Source organism: Kerstersia sp., assembly GCF_052103615.1.
Lineage (GTDB): Bacteria > Pseudomonadota > Gammaproteobacteria > Burkholderiales > Burkholderiaceae_B > Kerstersia.
The window spans coordinates 1-17,440 of the sequence record NZ_JBQEKA010000063.1 but is presented as its reverse complement, the minus strand read 5'-3'; the positions used below and the strand labels follow the sequence as shown (position 1 = coordinate 17,440).

General features: G+C 61.4%; 15 protein-coding genes and 2 pseudogenes. 6 read left to right on the top strand and 11 right to left on the bottom strand.

Going from position 1 to position 17,440, the window contains the following annotated elements; translation table 11 throughout:
• The 6 genes from cydB to ACTJGZ_RS12095 form a co-directional block, all read right to left on the bottom strand.
• Positions 1 to 852 (bottom strand): cytochrome d ubiquinol oxidase subunit II (gene cydB, locus ACTJGZ_RS12120; protein ID WP_441663178.1); only part of this gene is annotated, 852 nt, incomplete at its 3' end.
• Positions 853 to 2,286, bottom strand: coding sequence for a cytochrome ubiquinol oxidase subunit I (locus ACTJGZ_RS12115; protein WP_441663177.1), 1,434 nt, complete (start codon positions 2,284 to 2,286; stop codon positions 853 to 855). It abuts the gene before it with no gap.
• A 323-nt stretch (positions 2,287 to 2,609) separates the two neighbouring features.
• Positions 2,610 to 3,281 carry an ABC-type transport auxiliary lipoprotein family protein gene (locus ACTJGZ_RS12110; protein WP_441663176.1) on the bottom strand — a complete coding sequence of 224 codons (672 nt, stop codon included), beginning with the start codon at positions 3,279 to 3,281 and terminating at the stop codon, positions 2,610 to 2,612.
• Entirely contained in the window at positions 3,278 to 4,216 is a 939-nt protein-coding gene (locus ACTJGZ_RS12105; RefSeq protein WP_441663175.1) for an MlaD family protein, read from the bottom strand. The genes ACTJGZ_RS12110 and ACTJGZ_RS12105 overlap by 4 nt, the downstream gene beginning before the upstream one ends.
• 1 nt (position 4,217) lies before the next feature.
• Complete coding sequence (locus ACTJGZ_RS12100) at positions 4,218 to 5,066, bottom strand: ABC transporter ATP-binding protein (RefSeq protein WP_441663174.1); 849 nt, start codon at positions 5,064 to 5,066, stop codon at positions 4,218 to 4,220.
• Entirely contained in the window at positions 5,060 to 6,181 is a 1,122-nt protein-coding gene (locus ACTJGZ_RS12095; protein ID WP_441663173.1) for an MlaE family lipid ABC transporter permease subunit, read from the bottom strand. Before ACTJGZ_RS12095 ends, ACTJGZ_RS12100 begins: the two co-directional genes overlap by 7 nt.
• 291 nt (positions 6,182 to 6,472) lie before the next feature.
• Here ACTJGZ_RS12095 and ACTJGZ_RS12090 point away from each other — a divergent pair, with 291 nt between their 5' ends.
• The 5 genes from ACTJGZ_RS12090 to ACTJGZ_RS12070 all read left to right on the top strand — a co-directional run bounded on the left by ACTJGZ_RS12090 (position 6,473) and on the right by ACTJGZ_RS12070 (position 10,628).
• Positions 6,473 to 7,105, top strand: coding sequence for a DUF2946 family protein (locus ACTJGZ_RS12090; protein ID WP_441663172.1), 633 nt, complete (start codon positions 6,473 to 6,475; stop codon positions 7,103 to 7,105).
• Positions 7,106 to 7,232: 127 nt separating this feature from the next.
• Entirely contained in the window at positions 7,233 to 7,811 is a 579-nt protein-coding gene (locus ACTJGZ_RS12085) for an NUDIX hydrolase (protein WP_441663171.1), read from the top strand.
• A gap of 5 nt (positions 7,812 to 7,816) precedes the next feature.
• On the top strand, positions 7,817 to 8,656 hold the full coding sequence (gene aat, locus ACTJGZ_RS12080) for a leucyl/phenylalanyl-tRNA--protein transferase (RefSeq protein WP_441663170.1): 840 nt from the start codon (positions 7,817 to 7,819) through the stop codon (positions 8,654 to 8,656).
• Positions 8,656 to 9,426, top strand: coding sequence for an arginyltransferase (locus tag ACTJGZ_RS12075; protein WP_441663169.1), 771 nt, complete (start codon positions 8,656 to 8,658; stop codon positions 9,424 to 9,426). The genes aat and ACTJGZ_RS12075 overlap by 1 nt, the downstream gene beginning before the upstream one ends.
• 155 nt (positions 9,427 to 9,581) lie before the next feature.
• Positions 9,582 to 10,628 carry a quinone-dependent dihydroorotate dehydrogenase gene (locus ACTJGZ_RS12070; protein ID WP_441663168.1) on the top strand — a complete coding sequence of 349 codons (1,047 nt, stop codon included), beginning with the start codon at positions 9,582 to 9,584 and terminating at the stop codon, positions 10,626 to 10,628.
• A 115-nt stretch (positions 10,629 to 10,743) separates the two neighbouring features.
• On the opposite strand, the pseudogene ACTJGZ_RS12065 reads toward ACTJGZ_RS12070, so the two are convergent.
• Positions 10,744 to 12,236 (bottom strand): annotated as a pseudogene (locus ACTJGZ_RS12065) (acetyl-CoA hydrolase/transferase family protein).
• 265 nt (positions 12,237 to 12,501) lie between these two features.
• Here ACTJGZ_RS12065 and ACTJGZ_RS12060 point away from each other — a divergent pair.
• Complete coding sequence (locus ACTJGZ_RS12060; protein WP_441663167.1) at positions 12,502 to 13,425, top strand: LysR family transcriptional regulator; 924 nt, start codon at positions 12,502 to 12,504, stop codon at positions 13,423 to 13,425.
• A gap of 140 nt (positions 13,426 to 13,565) precedes the next feature.
• Here ACTJGZ_RS12060 and ACTJGZ_RS12055 read toward each other — a convergent pair whose 3' ends face one another.
• From ACTJGZ_RS12055 to ACTJGZ_RS12040, 4 genes and pseudogenes are all read right to left on the bottom strand, one after another.
• Positions 13,566 to 14,132 carry a phasin family protein gene (locus ACTJGZ_RS12055; protein WP_441663166.1) on the bottom strand — a complete coding sequence of 189 codons (567 nt, stop codon included), beginning with the start codon at positions 14,130 to 14,132 and terminating at the stop codon, positions 13,566 to 13,568.
• A gap of 363 nt (positions 14,133 to 14,495) precedes the next feature.
• Positions 14,496 to 15,311: an IclR family transcriptional regulator gene (locus tag ACTJGZ_RS12050; protein ID WP_441663165.1), complete on the bottom strand. Its 816-nt coding sequence runs from the start codon at positions 15,309 to 15,311 to the stop codon at positions 14,496 to 14,498.
• 491 nt (positions 15,312 to 15,802) lie between these two features.
• Positions 15,803 to 16,629 (bottom strand): annotated as a pseudogene (locus tag ACTJGZ_RS12045) (competence/damage-inducible protein A).
• A 307-nt stretch (positions 16,630 to 16,936) separates the two neighbouring features.
• Positions 16,937 to 17,440, bottom strand: a 504-nt coding sequence (locus tag ACTJGZ_RS12040) for an EI24 domain-containing protein (RefSeq protein ID WP_441663164.1), incomplete at its 5' end; no start/stop codon positions are given.

Below are 17,440 nucleotides of genomic sequence, written 5' to 3'. Positions count from 1 at the left end.
CAGGATGATGTACGGCCACACCGCTGCGCCCAGCCCGCCATACCCCAGGACGATCAGGCATAACGCCAACACAAACGGCGCCCCTTCCGCCTGCCTGTCCAGGGCCCGCAACAGGCCCGCTGCCGCGCCGGCCACCAGTACCGGCACTGGCGCCAGCCACAGCATGTCCGGCCAGCGGAACCAGTGCTGGGCAATATGATTCTGCACCAGCGGCGTCAGCACACTGACGAGGGCAATACAAACCAGCATCAGGCCAGTCAGCGGACGCGCCAGACGGGCCATGCGGCGCTGCAAAGCGCCTTCGGTTTTGAGTACCAGCCAGGTGCTGCCCAGCAAGGCATAGGCCACCACGACACCTAGCCCTGACACCAGTGCAAAAGGCGTGGCCCAATCAAAAATACCGCCAGCGTAACGGTGCCCGTCCATGGCAATGCCTTCGACAAAAGCCCCCAGGACGATGCCCTGACATAAGGCAGCGATCAGCGAGCCGCCCATGAAGGCAATATCCCAATAACGCTGATGGCCGGGCGTTGCCTTGAATCGAAATTCAAATGCCACCCCCCGGAAAATCAGCCCCAGCAGCATGACCAGCAGAGGGATATAAAACGCATGCAGCAATACGGCATAGGCCAGCGGAAACGCCGCCATCAGCCCGGCCCCGCCCAATACCAGCCAGGTTTCATTGCCATCCCATACCGGCGCAACCGTGTTGACCATGACATCCCTGTCCTCCCGGTCGCCGACGAAGGGAAACAGAATCCCGACCCCCAGATCGAAGCCGTCCAGAATGACGTACATCAGCACCCCAAATAGGATGATGACCGCCCATAAAACTGCCAGATCCACGCCCATTCAAGCCTCCGTTTTCTGTGTGTTGGCGGCAGGCGCCGGGAAGTTGGCGGGGACGGCCATGCCATGTGCATGCAGCATGCCGGGCGCTTTTTCGTCAGGTTCGTGGCCGTCCGGGCCGCTGATTTCCGGCGGTCTGGCCAAGAGGCGCATCAGATACCAGATCCCCACACCAAAGACGAGCAGATAGACCACAACAAACACCGCCAGCGTCACGCCCATGGTGAGCGTCGTATGCGGCGTTACGGCGTCGGCGGTACGCATCAAGCCATACACCACCCAGGGCTGACGGCCGATTTCCGTGGTGTACCAGCCCGCCAGAATGGCGATAAGACCGCTAGGGCCCATCCAGATGGCGAAGGTTTGCAGCCGTTTGGCGTGATACAGCCTGCCTCGCCAGCGCGCCCAGGCGGCCCACAGCGACAGCAGAATCATCAGCAAGCCCAGCCCGACCATGATGCGGAATGACCAGAACACTACCGTGGCATTGGGACGGTCTGCCGCCGGGAACGATTTCAGTCCAGGAATTTCGCCATCCAGGCTATGCGTCAGGATCAGGCTGCCCAGACGCGGAATGCCGATTTCATAACGATTCGATTCGGTTTCCATGTCAGGCACGGCAAACAGCAACAAGGGAAACCCGGCACCCGGTTTGTTTTCCCAATGCCCTTCCATCGCAGCAATTTTTGCGGGTTGATGCTTAAGGGTATTCAGGCCATGGATGTCGCCCACGAACGCCTGCAAGGGCGCGACCAGCAATAACATGCCCAGGGCCATGGCGAACATGCGGCGCACGCGCGTGTCCTGATTTCCGCGCCGCAAATGCCAGGCGCCAGTCGCCGCCACCAGCAATGCCGTCGCGACAAATGCCGCCAACCCCATATGCGCCAGACGGTACGGAAACGAGGGATTGAAGATGACGGCCAGCCAATCCGCAGGAATGATTCTGCCGTCTTCCACGGCAAACCCGGCAGGCGTTTGCATCCAGCTATTGGAAGCAAGAATCCAGGTGGCCGAGATCAGTGTGCCGATGGCGACCATGACCGTCGAGAAAAAGTGCAGCCCTGGCCCCACGCGCTGCCAGCCGAACAGCATCACACCCAGGAAACCCGCCTCCAGAAAAAAGGCGGTCAGCACTTCATAGGCCAGCAGCGGGCCGGTAATACTGCCCGCATACTCGGAGAAATAGCTCCAGTTTGTACCAAACTGATAGGCCATCACCAGGCCGGAAACTACCCCCATGCCAAAGTTCACGGCAAAAATCCGGCTCCAGTAGTGATACAGATCCCGGTATTCCGGGCGTCGCGTTTTCAGCCAACAGGCCTCCAGCACCGCCAGATAGCTGGCCAGGCCGATAGTGATGGCAGGGAAAATGATGTGGAACGAAACAGTGAAACCAAACTGGATGCGGGCCAGCAATAATGCGCTAGCGTCCATAATGAAAACTCCCAAGAGCGCGGAGCCTTCCCCGGTTTCCAGGCACGGCGCCGCAACGTGGCACAGGCGGCCTCCGTCCGCCTTGTGAGCGGCAGATGACCACCGCTATACCTTACGCGCCGCTGGATTTTCAGTACAGAATCAGAAATTATTAAAAAAACCATATCAGATTGATGGCACGGCGATCATGCGTGCTGTCCTCTGGCTGCCTCGCCACAATGCAACAGGCCCTTGCCGCGATTGCAGCAAGGGCCTGTTCTCCGCCAGAAAGGCAGCATGGCTGCCCGCCGTGTCCGGCCAGCGGACCCGCGGGCTTGATGAGACTATTGCAGTTTACGCAGGAGCATGGGCTCCACTCTGGTGGAATCCGCTTGCCAGTGCTTGTTGCCCTGCCCTATCGCCCAGCTCAGGACATCCTTGGCCAAGGCGTCGGATGCCTGGCCATAGGCCTGCACCAGGGTTTCTGCCTTCAGATTGGGGACTTCCACCCGCTCTTCGAACACCTGATCCGCCACAACACGGCGTGAATCCAGGTGCAGCAGATCGGCATCCAGACGGATATAGACCACCCCGCCGCCGCCAGGCTGACTCAGTACCTGGAAGGCCCGCAGGCTGGATTCGAGTTCAAAGTCTGCCGGCAAGCCGGACAGCTCATTGCTGACCCCACTGAAGCGGCGGGCATCAACAAAAGCGGTAATCAGCCGTTCACGCACCATGACCGGCGCCGTTTCGGCCCAGAGCACGTCCTTATACGCACTGACGCTGGCGTCCGGCGCCACAATCCACCACTGGCGGCTATCCAGTGAACGAACTGCCTGCGGCGTCACGACACGCAGGCTCCAGCCAGCGGCGGGCAATTCAGCGTCCGCCGTCACCGTCCCCATGGGCAGAACATAGGGTGTGCGGACCACTGGCGCCGGCAAGATGGAGCACGCGCTCACGCCTGCCAGCATAGCGGCGGCAAACAGTACCCGGCCACGAAGAATAGCGCTCATGGTTTGAACTCCTGTATGGTATCGCGGCCCAGCAGATAACCTGCCGGGTCCTCATTCAGACGCTGGATCAGCATGCGCAAGGTCACCAGCGTGCTGCGCAGTTCGCGTATCGCCGGGCCGATGTCGCTCAGGCCCTGCATGCCACTGGCCAATGCGCCATAGTGATTCGCCAGCAGGTTTTCGGTTTCTGCCGAAATGCGCGACAGCGATTCCGTGGTGTTGCGCACATTGTCCATGATGGCCGCACCGCGTTCGCCCACGGCCTTTTCTGCCGTGCGGGCCAACTGCGTAATTTGCGCCAGGGCCTGGTCTGCGCCCTTGCCCGCATCTGCCAGCGCATCCAGCATGCTGGAGACGTGCCCGCTTTGCTGCGCCAGCGTCTGGCTGACCTGCTCGACATTGGACAGGATCTTGCTGACGTTGTTGACGTTGTCTTCCGAGAACACGCGATTGGCGTTGCGCAACAGGTCATTGATATTGGCGACCGTGCTTTCTCCGCTATTGAGAATCCGCGCAAAGGGCGACGGGCTGGCGACAATGACCGGATCCTGCCCGTTCTCGCCTTCCAGCAAGGGGCTGCCCGGTGAACCGCCACCCAGCTGAATCACCGACGTGCCGGTCAGGCCGGTCAAGGCCAGTACGGCCGTCGTGTCCTTGCGGATGGGAATACTGCTTTTGATGGCAATGCGTGCCAGCACGCGGCGCGGATCTTTGGGATCCAGGCGCAAGGAAGAAACATCCCCCACGACGATGCCGCTGTACTCCACCGAGCTGCCTTGCGACAGGCCACGCACGGTTTCATTGAAGACGACCTCGTAATGCTTGACGGCACCATCCCCGTAGGACTTGTGCAGCCATAATGCAAACAGCATGATGGCTGCCACGGCCAGCGTGACAAAGGTGCCGATCAAAATATGATGGGCGCGGGTTTCCATATCAGTTGCTCTCCTTCACTTGCCGTGCCGCGCGCTCGGCTGAGCGCCCGCGCGGGCCATGGAAATAGGCGCGAATCCAGTCGTTATCGACCTCTTCCACGACATCCAGACTGTCCGCGACCAGGACGCGCTTGTCAGAAAGCACGGCCACGCGGTCGCAAATCGTATATAGCGTGTCCAGGTCGTGAGTGACGAGGAACACGGTAAAGCCCAGCGCACCGCGCAGGGTCAGAATCAGCTGGTCGAATGCTGCCGCCCCGATCGGGTCCAGCCCGGCGGTGGGTTCATCCAGAAACAGAATATCAGGGTCCAGCGCCAGCGCCCGGGCCAGCGCGGCCCGCTTGACCATGCCGCCAGACAGCGACGACGGCGATTTGGGCCCGGCATCCGGCGGCAAGCCCGCCAGTGCCAGCTTCAACCCTGCCAGGCGTTCGGCTTCCGGCCGCGACAGACCCGCATGTTCAATCAGCGGCAAGGCCACGTTTTCCGTCACAGTCAGCGATGAAAACAATGCGCCGCTCTGAAACAGCACCCCGAAACGGCGCTCCAGCTTGGAGCGTTCTGCTTCGGACAAGGCCAGCAGGTTCTGGCCGAAAACCTTGACTTCCCCAGCGGCGGGCCGCTGCAGGCCAACGATGGTGCGCAACAGCACGGATTTACCCGTCCCCGACCCGCCGACCACGCCAAGGATTTCACCACGGCGGACATCGAGGTCCAGCTTGTCATGCACGACCTGCGAGCCGAACTGGTTGCGTACGCCGCGCACCTGGATAATCGGCTCGGCGTCAGCAGCATGCGGGGGCGGCACCGTAGCCCCTGCACTAGCGGCGTTATCCTGTTCCGTTACCATCCCATCTCCATATAGAACAAGGCTGCCACTGCATCCAGCAAAATGACCAGGAAGATGGACTGCACCACGCTGGACGTTGTGTGTTCACCCACCGACTGGGCGCTGCCGCGCACGCTGAAGCCTTCCCGGCAGCCGATGGCGGCGATGACAAAGGCAAATATCGGAGCCTTGACCATGCCAAGCACAAAATGCCGCACCGGAATATTGGTTTGCATGATGGAGAGGAACATGGTCGGCGAAATATCCAGGCTCACTGCGCACACGAGCATACCGCCAAGAATCCCTGACATCATCGCGATGAAAGTCAGCAGGGGCAAGGCAATCAGCATGGCCAGCACCCTGGGCACCACCAGCATTTCCATTGGGTCCAGCCCCTGGGCACGGATGGCGTCGATTTCCTCGTTGGATTTCATCGCGCCTATCTGCGCAGTGAACGAGCTGGCTGTCCGCCCTGCCATCAGGATGGCAGTCAGCAACACCCCGAATTCCCGCAGGAAAGAAAATCCGACCAGGCTGACGGTGTAGATGGTTGCGCCAAAATCCGCCAGGATCGTCGCGCCCAGGAACGCGACTACCGCCCCGACCATGAACGACAGCATGATGACGATAGGAATGGCGTTGAAGCCTGCCTGTTCGATCTGCGCCACCATGGCGGTCACACGCCAGCGCCGCGGGCGCACCAGCACCCCCAGGGTGCATTGAATAATCAGGCCGATAAACCCCATCAGGCCGACAAGGTTGTGCCAGATGTTTTCGGTGGCGGTACCCACCGTTTCCAGAAACTGGGTAAAGGCATTGGCCTTTTTGGCTGGGGGCGCATCCAGCGGCGGATCGGCCTCGATGACGGCCCGCAAAAGTGCCAGGCGTGCGGGCTCCAGCCCATCACCGTCACCCAACAAGCTTTGCAGGGTGTCCTTGCCCAGCCATTCAAGCAGCATGGCAGCGCCTGCGGTATCCAGCGATTCGATCTGGCCCAGTTCCAGTGCCTTGACCTGTGCCGCCTGATGGCTGCTGGTGGCCGTTTGCAGCTGCGAATAATGGGCGAGCGTCCACTCGCCGCTCAAGCGCGCCGTGCCGTTCGCTTCATCCCAGGAGAGAAAAGCAGATTCCACCACAGTCAGTTTCCGTCTTATCCTAAAACAGGGCCCAGGCCACAGCGCAGCTGCCCTTGCGGGCGCGCAGCACAGGCAGCACGGCATGAATCCTTGCAACTGCCCCGGCGGGCTATCCTATTATTCAGGCATATACCCCCGGCAATCGACCCGTATGCTAACTTGCCGCACGGATTTTGTCGCATATGAGTGAGCATATTTGTACTTCCAATCTTTTCATTGCGATGCGAAACCGCCACTATCAAGGCAATAGGCAGCTTTGCCGCCACGCCACAACACCGATATTCACGTGACATGGATAAGCAAGTCATTCAAGCCATGCAGCGCTGGCCCGATGTTCCGGCCGCCTGCGGCTGGCTTTCGCTCGATGCCCGCGGCGCCTGGCGTTTGCATGAGCATGGCGACGCCAATCAGGGCATGCCCGGCGAACCGATCGCGCATGATGGCCTGCGTGCTTTCATCGGCCGCAATTACGGCCACGACGATCAAGGCCGCTGGTTTTTCCAGAACGGCCCGCAGCGTGTTTTCGTCACTCTTCAGGCGGCACCGTACATCCTGCGCTGGAATGCCGCGCAAACCCAGCTGGAAACACATACCGGCCAAACCGCCGGTGAGATTCGCTGCTGGTGGCTGAGCAGTGACGGCTGGCTCTATGCGCAAACCGCCAGCGGCCCTGCCGCCCTGGACGGCCGCGAACTAGAAGCCACGGCCAACCGCCTGTTCCTGCCAGACGGCCGTTCGCTGCTGGCGCATTGGCAGGCGGCCCATTATCCAGAACTTTCTTGCGCCACCCCGGCCTGCTGCCTGCTGCCCGCCCTGGCGCTGGATCACCAGCCGCCCAGCGCCCCTCTGATGGGCATAGGCGCTGCCTTGCTGCCTGCCGCCCTGGGTTTTGAACGCGCCCCGGCGCTGCCTGCTGATAGATAACCGGCCTGGCGGTCCAGGCCGGCCTGCGCGCCTTGACGGGTGCGCGCCAGCTGGCCAAATGACGATATTCGGCAGCCCGGCCAGGCTGGATTCCCCCGGCAGCGGCGTCTGTCGCTAAAATGCCCGCATGAGCGACCTTCCAGCTGATTTTTTCTTCCCGGCACCGCGCCAGCAACGCTATTGCAGCCAATGCGGCAACCTGCTGACGCGCGCCACGCCGCCGGGCGACAATCGCGTGCGCGACCTGTGCCGCCATTGCGGCGCCGTCCACTATCAAAATCCGCGTATGGTCGTGGGCTGCGTGCCGGTCTGGCGCGGCAAAGTGTTGCTGTGCCGCCGCGCCATTGAGCCGCGCTACGGCGCCTGGACCTTGCCTGCCGGTTTCATGGAACTGGAAGAAACCACTGAAGAAGGCGCTTTGCGCGAAACGCTGGAAGAAGCCGGCGCGCAAGTCGAAGCCGGCCCGCTTTTTACGGTTATCGACGTGCCCGGCGTCAATCAGGTACATATCTACTATCTGGCCAATGTGCTGAGCGAAAAGCTGGATCCCGGCCCGGAAAGCCTGGAAGCCGCCTTTTTCGACGAAGCCGATATCCCCTGGGATCAGCTCTCTTTTCTCAGTGTGTCTTCCACGTTGCGGCATTTCTTTGAAGACCGCAAACAACCCGAATTCGGCATGCACCGCTATACCTTGCCAGTGCATTGACCGGTATGCGCATTCCCTGGCTGGAAGCCCACACCCCCTTCCCTCCTGCCGGCCAGGCACTATCCGTGCCGGATGGTTTGCTGGCCGCTGGCGGCGACCTGTCCGTCACACGTTTGCGGCAAGCCTATAGCCTAGGCATTTTCCCGTGGTTTTCACCCGGGGACCCTGTGCTCTGGTGGAGCCCTGACCCGCGGATGGTTCTTGCCTGCGGCGAATTTGCGCCGCCCCATGCCCTGCGCAAGCAATTGCGCCAGATCGCGCGGAGCGAAACTGCCGCTGACGCCCGCATCCGCGTGCAGGTGGATACGGCATTCGCCGATGTGATGGCCGCTTGCGCCGCGCCCCGCAGCGCCGACGGCGGCACCTGGATTGTGCCCGCCATGCGCCAGGTATATGAAGCCTGGCACCATGCTGGCGAGGTTCATAGCGTGGAAACCTGGATAGACGGCCGCCTGGCTGGCGGCCTGTATGGCGTTAGCCTGGGCGGCATGTTTTTCGGTGAATCCATGTTCACGCGCCGCAGCAATGCGTCGAAAATCGCGCTGGCTTACCTGGTTCAGTTCCTCACCCGCCATGGTGTCACCTGGATAGACTGCCAGCAGCAGACGCCGCACCTGGCCAGCCTGGGCGCCCGGCCGCGCAGCCGCCAGGCGTTTCTGGCCCATGTCGCATCCGCCATCCGCCTGCCTGCCCCGCCCTGGCAGCCCGGCTGGCTGGACAGCAGCGGGCAGCTGCGGCCTCTGCCTCAGACTCCGCCATCCGCCCGCGCCGCTGCGCCCTTGACGCGCGCAGCGCCATCCGGCAGCAGCGGCAGTGCTTGTGATACTGCCCTGGGAGACGCCTGATGCAGGCGCCGCAGGCTTCCTCCAGCACCTGGCTGCGCTGTTACAGCACCGAAAGCTATGAATGCAGCTACTGGCCGGAGCGCCAGGCGCGCTCGCAAGTCGTGCAATCAGGGCAAGAACTGCTGGGTGATGCTTATAGCCAGCTGATCCGGCTGGGCTTTCGCCGCAGCGGCCTGCATATTTACCGCCCGCACTGCGATCAATGCCAGGCCTGTACGCCGCTGCGCGTCGATGCCTTGCAGTTTCAGCCCAGCCGCAGCCAGAAGCGTGCCTGGAAACGCCATGCGCACCTGCGGGCGCGTGTGCTGACGCCCGCCTGGTCTGAGGAAAGCTATGCGCTTTACCTGCGTTACCAGGCGCAGCGCCATGCTGGCGGCGGCATGGATGACGGCGACCCTGAGCAATATGCGCAGTTTCTGCTGGCCTCACGGGTCGAAACCCGTCTGGTCGAGTTTCGTGAACCCGCTGATGACCGCCTTGTTATGGTGTCTGTCATCGACTTGCTCGATGACGGCCTGTCGGCGGTTTACACTTACTATGACCCGGAAATACCCGGCAGCCTGGGCGCCTACAGCATTCTGTGGCAAATTGCCCAATGCCAGGAAAACCGGCGGCCCTGGCTATATCTGGGTTACTGGATTCCCGGCCACGGAAAAATGCATTACAAAGCCGGCTATGCGCCTGCGCAGATTCTGCACGAAGGGCACTGGCTGCCCTTTGACGAATTGCCGCCGCAAGATTGGCCCGGCCTGCTGGCCGCCCCCCGCTAATGTTATGCCTACCCGCCACGCGCCGCCGCCAGGCCCCGCACGCCCCGTTTTGCCGAACATGGCTGGCAAGCTGCCCGCCAGCCGTGCCGCGCCACCATGTTCGCGCTTCGTCTTTTCACGCCTCATCTCCTCGCTTCATACCCTGATCGTCAGCCATGTCCCTGCTATCCTCTCTTTACCCCCTGACGCGCCGCGCGCTCTTTGCCCTGGATGCGGAAACCGCGCACGAAATGACGCTGCGCAATCTGGCCCGCCTGCAGCGCTGCCAGCTGACCCGCCCGCTGCTGGAACAGCGCTGTGCCGGCAAGCCGGTCGAGCTCATGGGGCTTTCCTTGCGCAACGCTGTCGGCCTGGCCGCGGGTCTGGACAAAAATGGCGCCTGCATTGACGCGCTGGGCGCGCTGGGCTTCGGCTTCGTCGAAGTGGGCACCGTCACGCCCCGCCCCCAGCCCGGCAATCCGAAACCCCGCATGTTCCGCCTGCCCCAAGGCCAGGCGCTGATCAACCGCATGGGCTTCAATAATGAAGGCCTAGATGTCTTCCTGCAAAACGTGCAAAACAGCCAATGGCGGCAGCACGGCGGCATTCTGGGCCTGAATATCGGCAAAAATGCCGATACGCCGGTGGAACGGGCCGTGGACGATTATCTGCTGGGTCTGGCAGGTGTCTATCCCCATGCCGACTATGTCACGGTCAATATTTCGTCGCCCAATACCAAAAACCTGCGCAGCCTGCAAAGCGGCGACGCGCTGGATGCCTTGCTGGCCGCCCTGCAGGAAAAACGCCAGGCACTGGCTGACCAGCATGGCCGCAACGTGCCGCTGGCAGTCAAAATCGCGCCGGATCTCAGCATGGAAGAAGTCGATGCCATTGCCGATACACTGCTGCGCCACCGCGTGGACGGCGTGATCGCCACCAACACCACGCTGTCGCGTGCCGCCGTCGCTGGACAAACGCATGCCAACGAAGCTGGCGGGCTTTCCGGGCCGCCAGTGCACGAGCTGTCGCTGGAAGTCATCCGCCGCCTGCATTCCCGTCTGGCTGGCGCTTGCGCCATCATTGGCGTGGGCGGCATAGATTCCGGCAAACGCGCCCAGGAAAAACTGGCGGCAGGCGCTCAGGCCGTCCAGCTTTATACCGGCATGATTTACCGCGGCCCCGGGCTGGTGCGCGAATGCGTGCAAGCCTTGCAGCACGCCTGAAGCCTGGCGGCAGATACGCCGCCAGATAGCAACACGCAAAAAAACGGCCGCCACTGAGTGACGGCCGACAAAAGCCCCGGAGCGTCTCCGGGGCTAGGCAAGTCCCGCTGCTGTCTCAAACAACGGCGACTTCATGCTCCTGCGTTGCCAGCATGCTGTGCGTTTGCTGGAAACGGGTGTGCCAGGCAAAAGCTTCTTCAAGCACATGAGGCGTCTGGCCGCCACGCAGAGCTCTTCGCGGTACAGCGGATGCACGCAGTTCTCGATGATGGTGGCTGCGCGTTCACGCGGCGCCAGGCCGCGCAAATCCGCCAGACCCGTTTCCGTCACCAGGATATCGACGTCATGCGCAGAGTGATCCACATGCGGCACCATGGGCACCACGCTGGAGATGTCACCGCCCTTGGCGATGGACTTGGTCACAAAGATGGAGGTATGGGCATTGCGGGCGAAGTCACCCGAACCGCCAATACCGTTCATCATGTGCGTGCCGCCGACATGGGTGGAGTTCACATTGCCGTAAATATCGAATTCCAGCGCCGTGTTCAGCGTAATCAGGCCAAAGCGGCGCACCAGCTCCGGCAGATTGCTGATTTCCTGCGGGCGCAGCACCAGGCGCGAACGATATTTTTCGACGTTCTCGATCAGCTGCTCGTAAACCGATTTGGAGACGGTGATGGACGATGCCGAGGCAAACGTCATCTGGCCCGAATCCAGCAGCGCGAACGTGCTGTCCTGCAAGACTTCCGAGTACATCGTCAAGTCATGGAACGGCGAATCCACCAGGCCATGCAGCACCGCATTGGCAATGGTGCCGATACCCGCTTGCAAGGGCAGCAGCGAATGGGTCAGGCGGCCATGGCGAACTTCATTGAGCAGGTATTCGTTGATGTGCCCGGCAATCGCGGCGGTCTCATCATCCGGCGGCAGCACATTGGACGGGCTGTCCGGCTGATCGGTAATGACGATGGCTGCAATGCGGGCAGGATCGACCTTGATGCTGGTCGTGCCGATACGCTGGCCGATATCAGTCAGCGGCACCGGTTGGCGGTGCGGGCGGTCTGCCGGCAGGTAGATATCATGGAACCCTTCCAGCGCCGCAGGCACCTGGGTATTGAGTTCGATGATGATGCGTTCGGCCATGGTCGCGAAGGTCGCGGAGTTGCCGACCGACATCGTGGGCACAATGCCGCCATCTTCCGTGATGGCACAGGCTTCGATGACCGCAACATCCAGTTTGCCCAGGAACCCGGCACGCAGCTGTTCAACGGTTTCGGACAGGTGCTGGTCGAGGAATTTGACTTCGCCCGCATTGATCTTGCGGCGCAGCGTGGTGTCCACCTGGAACGGCAGACGGCGGCCCAGCACGCCAGCTTCGGCCAGCAGCTTGTCGGTGTCGTGGCCCAGCGATGCGCCGGTAATGAGGGTGATGCTCAGAGGATCCCGCGCGGCGCGGCGCGCCAGCGCATGCGGAACAGCCTTGCAATCGCCGGCGCGGGTAAAGCCGCTCATGCCGACGATCATGCCGTCTCGGAAGATTTCTGCTGCCGCCTCGGCAGATACGATTTTGTCCTTCAGGGAAGCAAGGCGGATACGGTCGCTATGCATAGTGTGGTGTCTCCTGATTCCGATATCGCTACTGGCCGGGATTGCCCAACCTTGGCCTTCTTGAGAAGGTCTCCCGGCGACATTTTCCGTTGCCCAGGCCGCAGTGACTGCGGCTGCAACGCCCTTTTGCGGGTATGTGCCATGCCGCTCTTTCCAGGGAACAGGCATGACACAGTGCCGATGAGCCGAGTATAGGCACTGGTTGCCAGTCAGTTTATGACTTAAACTCATCGCTAATATTCGTTTTTTTCATGGGAAACGGAGCATGGATATCCGGGCTTTGCGTTATTTCATCGAAACCGTGAAGCGCGCCAGTTTCACCCAGGCCGCTGAAGCGCTCTTTGTGACGCAATCCACCATCAGCAAGATGGTCAGGCAATTGGAAGAAGAAATCGGCGCCCCTTTGCTGATTCGCGAGGCGCGCGGTGTGCATACCACCGATATCGGCCAGATCGTGTATGAGCGCGGTCAGGAGATCCTCGCCGGGATGCGGCGTATTTCGCTGGAAGTCCAGGAAACAACCGGCCTGACCCGGGGTTCGCTGACGGTCGGCATTCCCCCCATGGTCAATCTGTTATTTACCCCTGTGGTGCAGCGTTTCCGCGAACGCTACCCTGCCATCGACCTGCAATTGCGGGAAGCCACGGGCCAGGGAATAGAACGCCTGGTTGCATCCGGCGAACTGGAAGTCGGCGCGACAATTCTGCCGGCAGACCATCCGGAACTGGTGTCGCAAACCTTCGGAGACTACCCTTTGTGGGTGGTCGGGCCGGGCCGATCTCCCTTGCGCGGCCGGAAAACGCTGGCCTTCGAGCAATTGGCGGAGCTGCCTCTTTTGATGCTGGATGAAGATTTCGCCCTCACCCGGCGTTTGCGCCAGGCTTTTCGCAGCGCGGGCTTCACCCCGAAAGTCGCCACCCATAGCGCGCATTGGGATTTTCTGGTTTCCATGGCGTCAGCCGGGCTGGGCTATGCCGTCCTGCCCGACCCGCTTATCCGCCGGCTGAAAACCGCGGATATGTGCCTGATGCGGCTGGTCAAGCCAGACCTGAAATGGCAAGTCGGCCATATCTGGCCACGCGAACGCTATATCTCGCATGCGGCGCGGGCCTGGCTGGAGGTGTGCGCCGAAGTCATGCACGACCGGCCCGGGCCATCCAGCCATCAGGCGCCAATCGACACCCTGTAACGCCGGGCCCAGCGCCCGGCCGCAAGCCCCGGCCCGGCAGGGTGCCACCCTGCCCGCTGCCGCCCTGCCCGCAGCCAAAACGAAAACCGCCGCCCTGTTGCCAGGGCGGCGGTTTTTTACCGGTATGAAACCGTAACGGCTTAGGCGACCTTGGCAGCCTTGGCAGCAGCGCCAGCCGCTTCGGAAGCAGCCTGGAACGACGCATTGGCAGCGGCGTGGACATTCTTCTCAGCCACGTCAGCAGCTTGCTTGGCAGCCTTGGAGAAGGTGTCGTAAGCGCCGTTCACCGAAGCCAGAGCCGACTTCAGCAGCGCCTGGGCGTGCTCGGAACCGGCGGGGGCATTCTTGCTCAGTTGCTCAACGACTTCGGACACGAAGCGCTGCTGTTCAGCCACACGCGCTTCAGCCTGGCGGGTCAGTTCGCCCTGCACCGAAGCGATGATGTCATAAACCTGGCGGCTGTAAGCCAGCGCCTTGTCGGCGGAAGGCTGTGCCAGACCGGACACCAGACCAGCAGCTTGCTGGGGGTCCTTCACTTCCAGCGAGCGCTGTGCCAGCTGGGCAGCTTCGTCGAACGAAGCGCGGACGGTCTTCAGATTCAGTTCAACCAGCTTTTCGAAGCCGCCGAACAGGGATTGTTGAAAATTGACAATGCTTTCAACGGCCGATTTTTGGCCTGCAGCGAATTGTTGCGGAATGGCGCTCATGCTTATCTCCTGGATTACCGTCTCTCCTGGCAGAGACGGAAAAGGTTGACCCTGGAATACGTGAATCTCAGCGAATCGTAGCAATAGGCAGCGCGTTCACCACACTTACCAGCCAGCTAGGCCGGTTGTTGCGCTGCACAAACTGAATTTTATACATTTCTTCATTAATGTCAACGATGCTGCCATGACAGAGTTGTTACAGCCCTGCCGCGCATGCTGCGCCGCAAATAGGCAGCGCCAGCATCCATGCCGCTTTCCCGCATGTGCTGGCCTGGAATGCCCAAGACTGAAACATTTTCCCTTTTACAAAAATCACTTAGGCAACACAGCCAGACAGCCGCTTGCCCGAGGATTCACAGGGTCTTAATTGTGTTCGGGTTCGTAACCCAGCGCGGCGGAAATACTGTCGGCGGCCTGCACCAGCAGGTCCACCCACTCATCCTGCATCCGGCTTGCCGGCGAGGAAATAGACAAGCCCGCGACCACCTTGCCACTATCATCGCAAATTCCTGCGGCAATGCAGCAAACGCCAGGCTCAAGCTCTTCGTTGTCACGCGCATAACCCAGCCGTTTGACCTTGGCCAGTTCCTGCTCCAGCGCGTCCACCGAGGTAATGCTGTTGCGGGTATTACCGGCCAGCCCGGTTCGCATGGCATAGGAACGCAGCTGACGGCTATCCACCGTCGAAAGAAACAGTTTGCCTGTGGAAGTCAGATGCAAAGGCGCGCGGCCGCCAATGGCGCGAACGACCTGCATGCCGGAACGTTCGCTCCAGGCGCGGTCGATATAGACGATTTCGTCCCCTTGCTGCACCGACAGATTGATGGTCTGGCGCGTCAGGCGATGCAGGTTGCGCATGGCGGCAATCGAGGCCTCGCGCACGTCCAGCCGGCCTTTGACCAGCGAACCCAGCTCCAGCAGACGCATGCCCAATTGGTACATGCCGCTATCGACGCGCTCGACGAAACGGCCGTGCACCAGATCATGCAAAATACGGTGCGCCGTGGAAGGATGCAGGCCAGTGGCGAGCGATAAATCCTTGAGCGAAATGGGGTCGGGCTGCGCGGCCAGCGCATCGAGCAAGCGCATGGCACGCTCCAGTACCTGAATGGCAATCCCTGACGATTCGGTCTGGGACACCTGGTCTCCCGGCGACAGCTTGACTGAGGGTCGAGTCATTTTTCTTATCGGCAATGGCGTCCATGCAGCTGGAATAGCGCATGCGGCGGTGCAGCAATTTTTATTGTAATCCCATATCGTGAAAAAGTGCCATGCAAAATGCAATGATTTTTCAGCACCATCCATGAACGCCATTCATGGATGACCCACTCTCCCCTACACGTCCATTCCTGCGGCCATACACACGCCCATTCACATGCCCTTCAGCCGCCCATCCGGCAGGACACTGAACGCCTGCGCGAACGCGGCGGTAACCAGCATGCCATCCGCCTGCTGGTTGCTTGCTGCCTGCTGGTTGCCTGCTGGTTGCCTGCTGGTTGCCTGCTGGTTGCCTGCTGGAGCTTACCTGCCGGGGCGCTCGCCCAGCCTGGGATGACCGTACGCAGCCAGCCTGCGCTGCCCTGAGTCTTACGCCAGCGGCATGCTGGCCGCCGTCCTTGCCACCTGCCTTCTTTGCTGACAGCGGATCGACGGGCCAGCGCGGGCTTAGGCTATTTGCCCTCTTGCGCGGCAGGCGCCTGCAGCAGGCCGCCCAGACGCACCACTTCTTCACGCAAATACGCCAGGGCTTGCGCAGCCGCCGCCGGTTCGCCTTTCACGCCCAGGTCGATATGCGGCATGGTGCTCTGCCCGTCGCCAACGGTAGGCAGACTGAATGCGCTGACACCCGGCCAGCGTCGTTCCACTTCTTCCATGGCGGGCGTAATTCTGGACTCGGGCATTTTGAAGACCAGAAACGAGTATTCAATGCGGTTTTGCCGGTGTTGCAGATCGGCATACCGGTAATCCAGCGTCCATTCAATCATGGGCCAGGCCATGACGGGAAAGCCCGGCAGGAAGGTATGGTCACGAATGAAGAAACCGGGAATCCGGTTATACGGATTGGGCACGACTTCCGCGCCTCCGGAAAGACCCCCATCTGCAGACGCTGCTGGTTTTCCGGCGTATTCATATCGGCGCTGCCCGAGCCTTTTTCCGCCATTTCAGCGCAACGCTCGGTAATCAGGCGGGCGGCCTCCGGGTGCAATTTCAAAGCAACATCGAGCGCGCTGGCGGCGGCCTGACGGGTTTTATCGTCCGGGGTGGCGCCTATGCCGCCGCATGAAAAAACGATATCCCCGCGGCTGAAGCTGCGCCGATAGGCCTGCACCAGCGTGTCGAAATCATCCGGCAGGATTTCCGCATGAGACAGCGATAAACCGCGCTCGCCCAGCAAGGCAATGACTTTGCTGAGGTGTTTGTCCTCACGCCTGCCGGAAAGGATCTCGTCGCCAACGATTATCAGGGAAAAGCGCCGTGCAGGGGACTCTTGCGTCATAAGTGCATCCATGGTTTCAATCATGGGCAGGCCTGGGGCCATACCCGCCGATGAGTGCATATCATAGGCTGCGCCAGCCGCCTTGACCACGCCACTCGACAGTATTTTCGGTAAGGCCGGTGCTGCTCAGGCAGCATTCGGGCAGCACTCAGGCAGCACTCAGGCGCCACTCGGAGGCCACTCAGGTGCCACCCAGCCGCCAATCAAAAGTCCTGAGCAATCAGCAGCCGTGGCACGGGCAGAATACGGGCCGCGTGCATCTGCCCTGCCCCCGCTGCGCCACCCTGCCGTCAGCGTGGCAGGCGCCTCAGGGCTGCCGTTCGCCTGCCATCCTGCCCGCTTCCTGCGCACGCAGGCGCGTCAAACCATCCAGGCCGTAATGGCCGAACACCAGCGCGGAATAGACCGGTAGCACCAGCCATGCCGGCGGCAGCAGATTGAGCAATGCGCAGATCAGCCCGGCATACCAGAACCCCTTGCCCTGGCGTTGCAGCAAAATCTGGCGCTCGGCCGCGCTGGCATGCTCGACCAGCACATCCAGGCGCATCAGGCGGGTAAAGGCAAACGTCCACCAGAAAATCGACAGCACCATGCCGGCAGGCGGCAGCAGCCAAAGCGGCAAGGTAAGCACCCAGCCGACGCAAAACACGACACCCACCCAGCAGGCATTCCACAGGCTCACCGCCCAGCCGTGCCGGCCCCGGCACACCACACCGGGATAGCGCGTTTTTTCGAGATGGGACATGACCATGGGCGTGATGAACACGGCGGCGATCAGCAGGCCCAGCAATCCCGCCAGGGGCAGGAGCAA

Bases quoted from the DNA above. Each gene is read 5' to 3' on its own strand.
- ACTJGZ_RS12115 (WP_441663177.1), bottom strand. From the start codon at position 2,286: ATGGACGCTAGCGCATTATTGCTGGCCCGCATCCAGTTTGGTTTCACT.
- ACTJGZ_RS12110 (WP_441663176.1), bottom strand. From the start codon at position 3,281: ATGAGCGCTATTCTTCGTGGCCGGGTACTGTTTGCCGCCGCTATGCTG.
- ACTJGZ_RS12105 (WP_441663175.1), bottom strand. From the start codon at position 4,216: ATGGAAACCCGCGCCCATCATATTTTGATCGGCACCTTTGTCACGCTG.
- ACTJGZ_RS12100 (WP_441663174.1), bottom strand. From the start codon at position 5,066: ATGGTAACGGAACAGGATAACGCCGCTAGTGCAGGGGCTACGGTGCCG.
- ACTJGZ_RS12090 (WP_441663172.1), top strand. From the start codon at position 6,473: ATGGATAAGCAAGTCATTCAAGCCATGCAGCGCTGGCCCGATGTTCCG.
- ACTJGZ_RS12085 (WP_441663171.1), top strand. From the start codon at position 7,233: ATGAGCGACCTTCCAGCTGATTTTTTCTTCCCGGCACCGCGCCAGCAA.
- aat (WP_441663170.1), top strand. From the start codon at position 7,817: ATGCGCATTCCCTGGCTGGAAGCCCACACCCCCTTCCCTCCTGCCGGC.
- ACTJGZ_RS12075 (WP_441663169.1), top strand. From the start codon at position 8,656: ATGCAGGCGCCGCAGGCTTCCTCCAGCACCTGGCTGCGCTGTTACAGC.
- ACTJGZ_RS12070 (WP_441663168.1), top strand. From the start codon at position 9,582: ATGTCCCTGCTATCCTCTCTTTACCCCCTGACGCGCCGCGCGCTCTTT.
- ACTJGZ_RS12060 (WP_441663167.1), top strand. From the start codon at position 12,502: ATGGATATCCGGGCTTTGCGTTATTTCATCGAAACCGTGAAGCGCGCC.
- ACTJGZ_RS12055 (WP_441663166.1), bottom strand. From the start codon at position 14,132: ATGAGCGCCATTCCGCAACAATTCGCTGCAGGCCAAAAATCGGCCGTT.
- ACTJGZ_RS12050 (WP_441663165.1), bottom strand. From the start codon at position 15,311: ATGACTCGACCCTCAGTCAAGCTGTCGCCGGGAGACCAGGTGTCCCAG.